We start from the raw sequence: 12,890 nt of genomic DNA on the forward strand, positions 1-12,890 counted from the left end.
GCGATTCACGGAACATCCCATCCAGGTGGGAGCTCGAGGGCCGGCTCGGGCGTCTTCGGAGGATATGAGAGGTGCCAGAGCCCGAGGTCGCGAATGAACGAGCGTGGGTCGGCAGCGATGAGATCTCCTGCACTTCGCGCCCGAACAAGGTCTTCCTCGCGCAAGTACTCCGTCTGAACCGCAGCGGCCGCCTCGTCCTCGTCCTTCCACTCAACCTCATAGTCGGCGGAGATCAAGAGGTCCAGATGCCAATCCACAGCGACCAGCCCTAGCCGATCGCGATGCTTCTCAGACTCGAGATTGACGTACCACCCGGCGAACGTCCCATCTGGGTTCCAGAAGTGAAGGACTTGCCACGGCTGAGTCAGTGGGATCACTCGAAGCACGCTTCCGCCGCTCCAGATTCGGCGCGCGGTAGTGAGGAATTGGGAGAACCTTGAATTCAGCGGGGTCGAGCGAGGGTCTGCCCCTCGTTCAGTGGCCCAATACGCGATCTCAGAGCCCGAAGAAAGCCATCCCGCCACGAGATCAGGCGACGTCTCGACGACTCGAAGGGGCAGAGCGGCTTGCACACGCCCGTCAGGATACAAATACCTCAAGAGCGTCCGAGCTGCGTCCATCCGGAAACCCTACGATGGAAACTCGTCGTGTTGCAACGATCTCTGGAATCCGCCCCCGGAGACTAGGTGGGGGTCTTCTGCGCGTACTTGTTACTTGAAGACGGCGAAGTAGACGGCGAAGATGCGCCAGACGACGGTCATGCTCGCGGGGATAAACACTTCTGGCTTTCGACAGGTCTCGTGAGCACCGCTACCTTGCACCACAGCAACTACACGCCGTAGCAGACGCCTCAGGGAAGCACAGAGCGCTTGTGCTCATGCTCGGGTACTGCGGACTGCGGTGGGGCGAAGCGATCGCACTCAGAGGCCAGGACGTCGACCTAGCACGCCGTCGACTCTTGGTGCGTCGGAACGCAGTAGAGACGCTCGGCACGATTCACGAGGGAACCCCGAAGACGCGCGCCGGCGCGAGACAGGTTCCGATTCCGCGGATCGTGGCTGATGCTCTGGCATCCGTGGTCAATGGCGATGACGACCTAGTGTTCCCCGGCCCGCACGGTGGCTATATGCGACGCGTTCGCGCTTCGGAGGGATCGAAGTCCTGGTGGAAGTCGGCGTTGCGAGCAGCGGGCGTCGAGCCGATGGTTCTACATGCACTGAGACACACCGCAGCCTCTATTGCTGTGAGTGCTGGCGGGAACGTGAAAGCCATCCAGCGGATGCTCGGTCACGAGTCCGCAGCCATGACGCTCGACATCTATGCGGATCTGTTCGACGACGACATCGACACGCTTTTGGATCGCATCGATGCGCTTGCCAACGCCGTGGTTGATGGCAAAAGCGTGGCAGATTGAAAAAGGAAAGGCCCGAATCCCAGTGTTTCCAAGAGGATCGGGGCTTTCTTGAGTGCGGAGACGAGGGGATTTGAACCCCTGGACCCCTTAAAGAGGTCTCCACCTTAGCAGGGTGGTGCACTAGGCCGGACTATGCGACGTCTCCAGGCATCCTCGCCCGAAAGCTCGGATGCACCTAGCCATCGTAACGGATTCCGCGGCATCCCACGAACCGGGACCGAACCCGGTCCGATCCCCGCCGGATTCCCCCGCTCGCCTTGCCCGACACCCGGCGCGTACGGCAGGATTGAAACGTACCAATCCGGGCTACGGCCCACCCCGTGCAAGGACGCATCATGACGTGGAACCGCCCCGAACGCGACGAGCGCACCCTCGGGGACTGGACGATCGAGCGCCGCGACGATGAGCTCGCCGACCTGCAGTGGCGCGGACATCGGGTGCTCCGCAGCATCCGCGCCGTGGTGCGCGACGGCGACTGGAACACCCTGCCCCTGACCGTCGGCGAGATCACCGGCGACGACTCGCGCCTCGAGATCGCCGTGCGCACGACCGAGCCCGCGTTCGAGGGCACTCTCCGCGCCACGTCCGACGCCGCCGAACTCATCGTCGCCCTCGACCTGCGGGCGACGCGAGATGTCGACACCAACCGCACCGGACTCGTCGTTCTGCACCCACCCCAGGTCGCGGGAGCCGCCCTGCAGGTCGGCCACTCCGACGGCACGACCGAGCAGACCGCGTTCCCCGGACGCATCAGCGCGCACCAGCCGGTCTTCGACATCACCGCCCTCGGCTGGACGCACGACGGTGCGCGGGTCGACCTCGCCTTCGACGGCGACGTGTTCGAGATGGAAGACCAGCGCAACTGGACGGATGCCTCGTTCAAGACCTACAACCGGCCGCTCTCGCTCCCCTTCCCCTACCGCGTCATCGAGGGCGAGCACGTCGTGCAGGCCCTCCGGATCCAGGTTCAGGAAACGGCGGATGCCGAGATCCGCGCCGCGTCCGACACCATCCGCCTCACCCCTGCCGGCCCCTTCCCGTCGGTCGGGGTCGCCGCGGCATCCGCCCCCGATCCCGCTCCGGTCGTCGACCCCGTCGGCACGACCCTGCTCGTCGAGCTCGACCTCGCGAGTCGCGACTGGCGGGCGGCCGTCGCCCGGGCCTCCACCTCCGGTCTCCCCCTCGACGTGCGCTTCGTGATCGACCCGGCGGCGCCCGAGAAGATATCGGATGCCGTCGCCGCCCTCGCGGGCATCGACCTCGTGCGCGCCACGGCCTTCCACCAGGTCAGCGATGCCCGGCACGTCTCGGACGGCGAGGCGATCGATCTGCTGCGCGCCGCCCTCTCCACGCACGGCCGCACGCCCGCGGTGATCGGCGGCAGCCGCTCGCACTTCACCGAACTCAACCGCGAGCTGCACCGGCTGCCCGACGACCTCGACGGGATCGCGGTCACGGTCACCCCGCTGTTCCACTCGGCCGACACCGAGCAGATCGTCGAGTCCGTCTCGATGCAGCGCCTCGTCGCCGAAGAGACCGTCGTGCGCGCGGCCGGGCGCCCCGTGCACATCGGCCCGGTCTCCCTCCGCCCCCGCTTCAACGACGTGGCCGCCTCCCCCCAACCGCTCTCGCCGCATGACGACCTGCGCGACGGCTACGGCCCGCAGTTCACCGGCATCGATGACGACCGTCAGCAGGCACCCGAGCTCGCAGCCTGGACGATCGCGAGCGCCGCGGCCCTGGCTGTGCCCGGAGTGGCCTCGCTCGTGTGGTTCGAGGAGTGGGGGCCGCGCGGCATCCGCTCGTCCGACGGAGAGGACTTCCCCGTCGCGTCCGCGCTGCACGCGCTCGCCGCCCTCGCGGCGCGCGACGGCGCGACGCTGCTCACCGGACCCAGCGCCGACGGACTGACCTGGGCGATCGGAGCCCGCACCGACGCCGGCGACGACATCCTCGTGGCCAACATCGCCGACGAGCCGCGCTCCCTGCACATCTCGACCGACCGCGGCGAAGCAGCCGTCGCGCTCGCCCCTTCCGCCTTCACTCGCATCTCCCTCCCCCGAACCGAGGACCCGCACGCATGATCGACACCTGGAAGTCCGACCTCCGCACCTACGTCACCGAGCACGCGACGCAGATGACCCGCGAGCCCTCCGGCGTGCTCGCCCACCCGTACACGGTGCCCAGCTCGCCCGACTCCCCCTACTACTCGAACGCGCTGTGGGACTGGGACTCCTGGTTCATCAGCGTCGTGCTCGGCCAGGTCGAGCTCGAGACCGGCGAGGCGGGACGCTTCGGCCCCTACGAGGAGGGCACGATCCGCAACTTCCTCGACCACACCGACGCCGACGGCGTGATGCCGCTGCTGCTCAAGCCCGAGGGTCCGCTGCTGCACGGCGACCCCTCGCGCGCCGCCGGGTTCTCGCAGAACATGCACAAGCCGATCATCGCCCAGCAGGCCGCACTGCTCAGCCGTCGCCGGGGCAGCGCCAAGTGGATCAGTGACGGTATCCCGGTGATCCAGTCGTTCCTCGAGCGCTACCTCGAGAGCCACATCCACGCCGAGACGGGCCTGGCGTATTGGCAGACCGACTTCGCGATCGGCGTCGACAACGATCCCTCGGTCTACTACCGCCCCGACCGCAGCACGGCCTCGATCTACCTGAACTCGCTGCTCTACCGCGAACTGCTCGCCTTCGGGTCGCTGCTCGAAGACCTCGACCGGCTGCCCGAGGCGAACCGCTGGCGCGGACGCGCGCAGGACCTCGCCGATGCGATCAACACGCACCTGTGGGACGAGCGCGACGGCACCTACTACAGCGCCGACCTGGCCTTCCGCGAGATCGACGGCGGCGACTGGCTGCACAGCGGCGCTCCGCGATCGTGGTCGGCACTCCTGCTGCGGGTCGACAACTGGTCGAGCTTCCTGCCGCTGTGGGCGGGGTTCGCGTCGCAGGAGCAGGCCGAGCGGATGCGCGAACGCCTGCAGGACACTCGCACGTTCCGGGCGAACTTCGGGGTGCGCACCCTGTCGCGCCTCGAGAAGCCCTACAACCTACGTGCGTCGAACAACCCCTCCAATTGGCTCGGACCGGTGTGGGGCATCAGCAACTACCTCGTCTTCCGAGGCCTCGAGAAGTACGGCTTCGCCGACGACGCCCGCGAGCTCGCCGAGCAGACCGTCGAGCTGTTCGGCAGAGACCTCGCCACGACCGGATGCCTGCACGAGTTCTACAACCCCGACACCGGGGAGGCGATCATGACGCGCAACTTCCAGAACTGGAACTTCCTCGTGCTCAACCTCATCGCGCACCTCGACGGACGCCCGGTCGTCGCGGAGTTCTGAGGCCGCGCGGGCGGGCCAGGGCTCAGGCCGTCGAGGCGCGCGCGACGAGTTCGGACTGGAACACGATGTGCTCGGGCGCACGGCCCGGGTCGTCGGCGCTCTCGAGCAGCAGGCGCATCGCCGTCTCGCCCATGAGGTTGCTCGGTTGCCGCACCGACGAGAGGGGCACGGCCGCAGCCGCCGCGAAGTCGATGTCGTCGAAGCCGATCAGGGCGACGTCCTGGGGCACGCGGATGCCGTTCGTCAGCAGTCCCTGCAGCACCCCGAGCGCCACGAGGTCGTTGGCGCAGAAGATCGCGTCCGGGCGTTCCGACGCCGCGAGTGCGGCGACCTGATCGCCCGCGAGACGACCGGCGTCGACCGTCGACGCCGCCGAGGGAAGCGTGTCGAGCACGGCGCCGGGCACCTCCGCGATCGCGCGGCGTGCACCGCCGAGGCGGTCTTCCACCTGACGCATGTCGAGGGGGCCGCCGGCGAAGAGGATGCGGCGACGCCCGGTGTCGAGCAGGTGGCGAGCCGCGAGGTACCCGCCGGTCTCGTCGTCGACCGAGACGCTGCTGAACGAGTCGTCGGCGCCGCGCCGATCGACGAGCACGGCGGGGATGCCCCGGTCGCGCATCCGGCGCAGGCGCGGTCCCGCCTCCTGATAGGGCGAGAGCAGGATGCCGCGCACGCGCTGCTGCTCGAAGAGGTCGATGTGCCGGGCCTCCTGCGCGACGTCCTCGTCACTGTTGGCGAGCACGACAGAGAGCCCGTGTCGGGCGGCTTCGCGCTCGGCGCCGCGGGCGAGCTCGGTGAAGAACGGGTTACGCACGTCGAGCACCACCAGGCCGACCATCAGACTGTGCCCGGCGCGCAGTTGACGGGCGGCGTCGTTGCGCACGTACCCGAGCTCGGCGATCGCCTCGTGCACGCGCCGGACGGAGTCCTCTTTGACGCGGTCGACGTGGTTGAGCACGTTCGAGACGGTGCCCACCGACACCCCGGCGCGGTCGGCGACGTCGCGGATGCTCGCGGCCACGGTCATGCCCTCCCGGTGCTCGCGCGCACCACGAGCTGGGGTTCGAACATCCGATGCGGCGCGGCGATCGCGTTGCCGCCGATCGCGTCGAAGAGCAGGTCGACCACGGCGATGCCGAAGCCATCGTGGCGGCCCATGACGCTCGTGAGCGGGATGAGCGAGGCTTCCGCGAACTCGATGTCGTCGTAGCCGACGATCGCGGTCTGCCGCGGAACCTCGACCCCGCCGGCGACGAGCGCGTTCATGATGCCGAGCGCGAGCAGGTCGTTCGCGGCGAAGATGCCATCGGGCATCATGTCCGCCGGACGCGAGAGCAGCGCCGCCCCGATCCGCTTGCCGCCGCGCACCGTGCGATCGGGCTCGTCCATCACCTCGAGCGTCGCCGCCCCGAACTCGCGCACGACCTCTCCCGCACCGGCCAGACGCCCCGAGACCTGCGGGATGTCGAGCGGGCCACCGACGAACAGCAGGCGACGGCATCCGACCTCGATCAGGTGCTGCATCGCCTGGCGCCCGCCCGAGACCTCGTCGAGCGAGACGGAGGGCTGCTCGTCGGACTGCCCGCGCTGGCCGACCAGCACCGAGGGCGTGCCGCGACGGCGCACCTGCGCGAGGCGGTCTTCGACGGGCAGGTGCGACGACATGAGCAGTCCCTGCACGCGGTACTGCTCGAAGAGCTGGATGTAGTCGTTCTCGCGGTCGCGGCTTCGGTGGGAGTTGGCGAGGAACACGGTGAAGCCGAGCTCGCTGGCGCGCAGCTCGACGCTCTCGGCGATCTCGGCGAAGTACGGGTTGCTCACGTCGGGCGCGATGTAGCCGATCGCGCTGCTCACCCCGAGGCGCAACTGCCGACCGGCGTTGCTGGGCACGAACCCGAGCGAGTCGATCGCGGCGCGGATGCGCTCGGCCTTGTCGGCCGAGACGCGGTCGGGGTGGTTGAGGTAGTTCGACACGGTACCCACGGCCACACCCGCGAGCACCGCCACGTCACGGATTCCGACTCGGGCCATGCGCGGCCTCCTTCGGCTCGGTGATCGATCAGTCACTTTACCGGCTCCTCTGCGCGCCACCCGGAGCGGCACACGCACGCTCAGCCACGGCGTTCCCAGACCGGTTCGTCAGCGATCGCGTCGACGCGCTGCACGTCTCCGATCAGGTCGATCTCGATGGCCTGCCCCTCGTCCGCGGCATCCGCGGCCACCCGCAGCACGATGCGACCGGGTTCGACGATGCGATGCCCCGCGACACCGGTGAAGGCGAAGGCGGCAGCGGGGATTCGCACCCGACACGTCTGCGCCTCCCCCGGGGCCAACGGCACCTTGTGGAACGCGACGAGCTGGCGGAGAGGACGCACGACCTGCGCCGCCGGGTCGCTCGCGTAGACCTGCAGCACGTCGGCTCCCTCGCGGTCGCCCGCGTTACGCACCGTGACCTCGGCCTCGACGACGCCGTCGACGGCGACCCGGGTCTCTGCGACGCTCAGTCCGTCCCGCACGAAGGTCGTGTACCCGAGGCCGTGGCCGAACGGATGCCGCGGCGTCGGGTCGGCCGAGCTGACGCCCGTGAGCGATCCGAGCTTCGGGGCGAGGTAGCTGCCCGGCTGCGGGGTGCCCGGCCGGGGCATCTGCACGGGGAGACGCCCCGAGGGCGAGGTGACCCCGAGGAGAGCATCCGCGATGGCCGGCCCGCCCTCCTGCCCGGGGAAGAACGCCTGCACGACGGCCGCGCACCGGTCGGCGGCGGCGCCGAGCGCGTAGGGGCGACCGGTCAGCAGCACGAGCACGACCGGGCGACCGGTCTCGACGAGCGCGTGGAGCAGCTGCTCCTGCACCCCGGGCAGACTCAGGTCCTCGCGGTCGCAGCCCTCGCCCGACGTGCCGCGTCCGAACATCCCGGAGTCGTCACCCATCACCGCCACCACCACGTCCGCGGCGAGCGCGGCCGCGACCGCCGCGTCGAGTCCGGAGACGTCGTCGTCCATGACGGCGCAGCCCTCGACGACATCGACCTCACCCGGCCAGCGCCCGCGCAGCGCCTCGGCGACCGTGGGCGCGGCGATCAGCGGATCGACCTCGGGATGCCGCGGCAGCACGTGCTTCACGAAGGAGTAGCACCCGAACACCGCCCCGAAGCGGTCGGCGTTCGGACCGACGACGGCGAGCCGTGGGGTGCGCCCTGCATCGAGCGGCAGAACACCGTCGTTCTGGAGCAGCACGATCGAGGCATCCGCCATCTCGCGCGCGAGCGCACGGTTGGCCGCGGAGTCGAGGTCGACGGTCGGGTCGCCCTCGGGTTCGGCCGCCCCCAGCAACCCCAGATCGCGCTTCTGCCGCAGCACGCGGCGCAGGGCGCGGTCGACGAGCGACGCGTCGATCCGCCCGCTCTCGACCGCGGCGACGAGCGGCGCGAGGTAGTCGGAGCCGGTGGGGAGTTCGACGTCGATGCCGGCCGAGAGCGCGAGCACCGCCGCGTCTTCGCCATCGACGGCGACCCCGTGCATCGTCTCGAGGAACCGCACGGCGAAGTAGTCGGCGACGACGGTGCCGTCGAAGCCCCAGCGGTCGCGCAGGATGCCGGTGAGCAGGTCGGCGGATGCCGCGGCCGGAACCCCGTCGACATCGTTGTAGGCGTTCATGACCGAGCGTGCCCCCGCGCGGATCGCTCGTTCGAACGGAGGCAGGTGGACATCGGCGAGCTCGCGCGGACCGACCGAGACCGGTGCGTGATTGCGGCCGGCGCGCGACCCGGAGTATCCGGCGAAGTGCTTGAGGGTTGCGACCACCCCCGCCGACTCGAGGCCGCGCACGTAGGCGCTGCCGACGACGCCGACCGTGAACGGGTCCTCGGCGATGCACTCCTCGACGCGGCCCCAGCGGGCATCGCGCACGACGTCGAGCACGGGGCCGAGTCCCTGATGCACGCCGAGGGCGCGCAGGTCGTCGCCGATCCGCCGGCCGAGGCGTTCGGTGAGCTCCGGGTCGAAGGCGGCGCCCCAGGCCAGCGGGGTCGGGTAGGTCGTGGCTCCCCAGGCGAGGACGCCGGTGAGGCACTCCTCGTGCACGAGAGCGCGGATGCCGGTGCGCTCGGCGAGAGCGGCCTGGCGTCGACGCAGCTCGGCCGTGCCCGCTTCGACCGCGATCGGCGTCGTTCCCCAGTGACGCGTGAGCTGGCCGAGGCCGTGCGCGGCGAACTCGTCGACGTGCATGCCGTCGGCGATCAACTGATCCTGCATCGGGGCGGCGTTGTCGTCGCGGCGGGCGCCCGCCCACAGCCCCACCAGCTGGGCCGTCTTCTGCGCGAGCGTCATCTCGGCGATGAGTCGATCGACCGCGTCGTCGACGACCACCTCGTCGTCGATCACGGCTGATTGTGACGTTTCAATGCTCATGGATTCATCCTTGCGCATCCGCCCGACGGCCGCCGAACTTCCTCACCGTGCCTCAGAACAGTTTTCGTTTGACAGGCCACAGATCTCCCCCTAACATCAGTTTTGAAACGTCTCAATAACGAGATATCACTTTCAAGGAGGAAATGTGTTCACAGCAGAACGGCGGCGCCTTCGCAAGCCGCTCCTCAGCGTTGCCGCTCTGGCCAGCGCCGGGGTTCTCGTCCTCTCCGGCTGCGCCGGTGACAGCGGATCGGGTGCGACCACCTTCGAGTTCCTGAAGAACTCCGAGAACACCACCACGCAGCCGGTGCTCGAAGCCCTCGCCGGCGACCAGTGCGCCGCCGAAGAAGAAGCTATGCCCCTCGAGTTCAACTCCGCACCGCAGGCCGATCTCGACGCCCAGGTGCAGCTGCTCGCCACGCAGGACGAACTGCCCCCGATCTTCTCCGCCGGCGGCAACCCCTCCGAGGGCGCGAAGCTCGCCAAGGGCGGCTACCTCGTCGACTTCGACGAGAAGCTCACCGAGCTCGGCGTGCGCGACAAGATCGCCGAAGGCGCCGTCTCGACCATCAAGAAGCTCTACGGCGGCGAGTTCAACTTCCTGCCGTTCCAGTACAACATCGAGGGCATCTGGTACAACAAGCAGATCTTCGAGGAGCAGGGCTGGGACGTCCCCGAGAGCTGGGACGACCTCACCACCATCGCCGCCGAGGCCAAGGCCGCGGGCTACACGCCGTTCACGGCATCCGGCGAGCAGGGCTGGCCCATCACCCGCCTCATCTCGAGCTACCTCTTCCGCTCGGTCGGTGACGACGCGCTCGAGAAGGTCGCGTCCGGCGACGCCAAGCTGACCGACCCCGAGTACGTGGCCGCCGCGCAGGCGATCGCCGACCTCGGCGCCGAAGGCTACTTCGACGCGAACGTCACCTCGCTCGACATCGACAGCTCGTACAACGAGTTCCTCACGGGCAAGGCCGCCATGATCTACATGGGCAGCTGGATCCTCGGCAACATCAACGGAGACGGCAACCAGATCGGCGCCGACAACGTCGGGTTCTTCAACTTCCCGGCCGTCGAGGGTGGCAAGGGCACGCCCGACGCCTACCCGTCGAACGTCGGCCTGCCCGCCACGATGAGCAACGCCGCCTACAACGAGGGCACCGGCGCCTGGCTCGGCTGCATCGCCGAGAACTACGGCAACGAGGCGCTCGAGCAGGGCCAGATCACCGGCTTCATCGCCGACGACGCCGACGTCGAGCTGCCCGCGATCTCGCAGACGATCGCCGACGAGATCTCCACCAGCACCGACAGCGTGCTGTGGTTCGAGGCGCTCTTCAACGCGAAGGCGAGCAACATCTCGTCGACCAACGCCGCGCTGCTCGTGACGGGCCAGCTCACGGCCGAGGAGTTCATGACCCTCGTCCAGGACGCTCTCGACGCCGGTTGATCCGCACCGGCTCCGCGCACTCGTACCCGGAGTGCGCGGAGCCGGTTCTCTCGTCTCACCCCCTCTACACCCGAAAGGCCGCCACGCATGAAGTCCGTCCTCGGCGACCGGAAGACGATCCTGCTGCTGCTCCTGCCGGCACTGGTCATCTATACGCTCATCACCATCGTCCCCGTGCTCTGGTCGTTCGGCCTCACGTTCTTCACCGGCAGCATCCTCGAAGGCTTCGAGTTCAACGGCATCGAGAACTTCCAGCGGCTCTTCTCCGACCAGTACGTCGCCGACGCCTTCTGGTTCACGATCCGCTACGCGCTGCTGACCACCCTGTTCCAGGTCGTGCTCGGCTTCGGACTCGCGCTGCTCTACCACTTCGTGCTCCGCCGCTCCTCGGTCATCGTCCGCACACTGGTGTTCTTCCCCGTCGTGCTCCCGACCGTCGCGATCGGCATCCTGTACCAGAAGCTCTTCCAGTCGGCCCCCGGCGACGGCCTCGTCAACGAGCTGCTCGTGAACGTCGGCCTCAGCAACATCGACTGGCTCGGCGACGGCGCGACCGCGTTCGTCGTCATCGTCATCATGGACGTCTGGCGCTCCGCCGGCTTCTACGGCATCCTCGTCTTCTCCGGCCTGCTCGACATCCCCGACGAGATCATCGAGTCGGCCCGTCTCGACGGCGCGAAGTCGTTCAGCCTCTTCCGCTACATCGTGCTCCCGATGTCGCTGCCGATCCTCTTCGCCTCGATGATCTTCAGCATCAACGGCACGATCAAGGTCTTCGACTCGGTCTTCGCCCTCACCGGCGGCGGCCCCGGCAACGCGACCACGCCGCTGACGATGTACATGTACCGCACGGCGTTCCAGTACAGCGACTTCGGCTACGGCTCGACCGTCGCCCTCGTGCTCACGATCATGTGTCTGCTGATCACGCTCGTCATCTTCCGCTCGTCGCGTCGCGACAACACCGTCTGAGGACAGCATCATGACCACCACACTCGACACGACGGCCGTTCCCAGCGCGAAGGCGTTCGTCCCGCACCGCCGCGGTCCCGCAGCGATCGCCCTCGGCATCCTGCGCAAGATCCCGACCTGGCTGACCATCGCGGTGCTCGTCATCGTGACGGCCTACCCGCTGTTCTGGATGTTCATCAACTCGCTGAAGTCGAACAACGAGTTCCTCAACAACCCCTCGTACACGCTCCCCGAGAACTGGCGGTGGGACAACTACGCCGTCGCCTGGGAGACCGGCAACCTCGCCACCACGATCACGAACTCGCTGATCGTCACGGTGCCGTCGCTCGTGTTCATCGTGCTGCTCGGCACGGCGGCGGGCTACGCGCTCGAGATCATGGTCTTCAAGGGCCGCGCCTCGGTGCTGCTGCTGTTCCTGGCGGGCATCATGATCCCCGGGCAGATGATCATCCTGCCGCTGTTCAACGCCTTCTCGAAGATGGGCCTCAGCGGCTCGTACCTGCCGATGATCCTCATCTACGTCGCGGGCGGCCTCCCGCTCACGGTGTTCATGATGGCGACGTACTTCCGCGCGATCCCCCGCGAGATCTTCGAAGCCGCGACGATCGACGGCGCCTCGATGCTGCGTTCGTTCTTCGCGATCGGCCTGCCGATGATGAAGAACGCGATCTTCACGGTCGCGATCGTGCAGTTCTTCCTCATCTGGAACGACCTGCTCATCGCCCTCGTCTTCGGCGGCAAGAGGAGCCTCAACACGATCCAGGTCGGGCTCCTCAACTTCTCGGGCGAATACGGCGCGATCAACTACGGCCCACTGTTCGCCGCGATCTGCGTGACGGTGTTCGGCATCCTGATCATGTATCTCTTCCTCAACCAGCGCATCATGAAGGGCCTCGCGGCCGGCGCGGTCAAGGGCTGAGACCCGCGACGACGAAGGGGGCGGATGCTGCGGCATCCGCCCCCTTTCGCGTCCCCGTCCGGGTGGTGAGGGGTCACGACACGCCGCGCGCGGCCACGCGCCAGCGACGTGTCTCGACTCCTCGCGCGCGACGAGGTCGCTGAGCCTGTCGAAGCCCCCGCCCGCGCACCAACGGAGGAGAACTCGCGAAAGGGAGGAGCGAATCCGCGAAATGCTCCTCCCCTGGGTGAGATCTCCTCCCGAACGGTGCAGTCCCGAGCTTCGTTCGCTCCGGGCTTGCGCGCGAGGGGTGGGGTCCCGCCGCCGGCGGTTGGCCCCACCCGGCGGGGGCGGGACCCACCCCCGGGGGGGGGGGGGGGCGACCACACACGGGGGGGGGGTGGCGG

General features: G+C 68.4%; 10 protein-coding genes and 1 tRNA gene. 6 read left to right on the plus strand and 5 right to left on the minus strand.

Features of this window, described 5'->3' with window-relative positions; all coding sequences use genetic code 11:
* Nucleotides 1-5: 5 nt before the first annotated feature.
* Nucleotides 6-377, minus strand: coding sequence for a DUF402 domain-containing protein (locus ACI2JZ_RS12030; RefSeq protein ID WP_404597703.1), 372 nt, complete (start codon nucleotides 375-377; stop codon nucleotides 6-8).
* Nucleotides 378-781: 404 nt separating this feature from the next.
* On the opposite strand from ACI2JZ_RS12030, the gene ACI2JZ_RS12035 reads away from it, so the two are divergent.
* The gene (locus ACI2JZ_RS12035) at nucleotides 782-1,414 is read left to right on the plus strand and encodes a tyrosine-type recombinase/integrase (RefSeq protein WP_404598129.1); all 633 of its coding nucleotides are present in this window, start codon (nucleotides 782-784) and stop codon (nucleotides 1,412-1,414) included.
* Between the two features lie 55 nt (nucleotides 1,415-1,469).
* On the opposite strand, the gene ACI2JZ_RS12040 is transcribed toward ACI2JZ_RS12035, so the two are convergent.
* A tRNA-Ser gene (locus ACI2JZ_RS12040) sits at nucleotides 1,470-1,559 on the minus strand.
* Between the two features lie 190 nt (nucleotides 1,560-1,749).
* On the opposite strand from ACI2JZ_RS12040, the gene ACI2JZ_RS12045 reads away from it, so the two are divergent.
* Both ACI2JZ_RS12045 and ACI2JZ_RS12050 read left to right on the plus strand, forming a co-directional pair.
* Nucleotides 1,750-3,498: a hypothetical protein gene (locus tag ACI2JZ_RS12045; protein WP_404597704.1), complete on the plus strand. Its 1,749-nt coding sequence runs from the start codon at nucleotides 1,750-1,752 to the stop codon at nucleotides 3,496-3,498.
* Entirely contained in the window at nucleotides 3,495-4,760 is a 1,266-nt protein-coding gene (locus ACI2JZ_RS12050) for an MGH1-like glycoside hydrolase domain-containing protein (RefSeq protein ID WP_404597705.1), read from the plus strand. The genes ACI2JZ_RS12045 and ACI2JZ_RS12050 overlap by 4 nt, the downstream gene beginning before the upstream one ends.
* Before the next feature lie 22 nt (nucleotides 4,761-4,782).
* On the opposite strand, the gene ACI2JZ_RS12055 is transcribed toward ACI2JZ_RS12050, so the two are convergent.
* The 3 genes from ACI2JZ_RS12055 to ACI2JZ_RS12065 form a co-directional block, all read right to left on the minus strand.
* Nucleotides 4,783-5,787: a LacI family DNA-binding transcriptional regulator gene (locus ACI2JZ_RS12055; protein ID WP_404597707.1), complete on the minus strand. Its 1,005-nt coding sequence runs from the start codon at nucleotides 5,785-5,787 to the stop codon at nucleotides 4,783-4,785.
* Nucleotides 5,784-6,791 carry a LacI family DNA-binding transcriptional regulator gene (locus ACI2JZ_RS12060; protein WP_247632905.1) on the minus strand — a complete coding sequence of 336 codons (1,008 nt, stop codon included), beginning with the start codon at nucleotides 6,789-6,791 and terminating at the stop codon, nucleotides 5,784-5,786. Before ACI2JZ_RS12060 ends, ACI2JZ_RS12055 begins: the two co-directional genes overlap by 4 nt.
* Before the next feature lie 80 nt (nucleotides 6,792-6,871).
* Nucleotides 6,872-9,169, minus strand: coding sequence for a beta-glucosidase (locus tag ACI2JZ_RS12065; RefSeq protein ID WP_404597709.1), 2,298 nt, complete (start codon nucleotides 9,167-9,169; stop codon nucleotides 6,872-6,874).
* 145 nt (nucleotides 9,170-9,314) lie between these two features.
* Between ACI2JZ_RS12065 and ACI2JZ_RS12070 the strand changes: the two genes are divergently transcribed.
* From ACI2JZ_RS12070 to ACI2JZ_RS12080, 3 genes are all read left to right on the plus strand, one after another.
* The gene (locus ACI2JZ_RS12070; RefSeq protein ID WP_247632907.1) at nucleotides 9,315-10,616 is read left to right on the plus strand and encodes an ABC transporter substrate-binding protein; all 1,302 of its coding nucleotides are present in this window, start codon (nucleotides 9,315-9,317) and stop codon (nucleotides 10,614-10,616) included.
* An 87-nt stretch (nucleotides 10,617-10,703) separates the two neighbouring features.
* A complete protein-coding gene (locus tag ACI2JZ_RS12075) occupies nucleotides 10,704-11,585 on the plus strand; it encodes a carbohydrate ABC transporter permease (RefSeq protein ID WP_247623443.1) in 882 nt (293 codons plus the stop codon).
* 10 nt (nucleotides 11,586-11,595) lie between these two features.
* Nucleotides 11,596-12,504 (plus strand): carbohydrate ABC transporter permease, encoded by a 909-nt coding sequence (locus ACI2JZ_RS12080; RefSeq protein ID WP_247623444.1) that lies wholly within the window; start codon nucleotides 11,596-11,598, stop codon nucleotides 12,502-12,504.
* Nucleotides 12,505-12,890 lie beyond the last annotated feature (386 nt).

The organism is Microbacterium sp. NPDC087868 (genome assembly GCF_044900755.1).
Lineage (GTDB): Bacteria > Actinomycetota > Actinomycetes > Actinomycetales > Microbacteriaceae > Microbacterium > Microbacterium galbinum.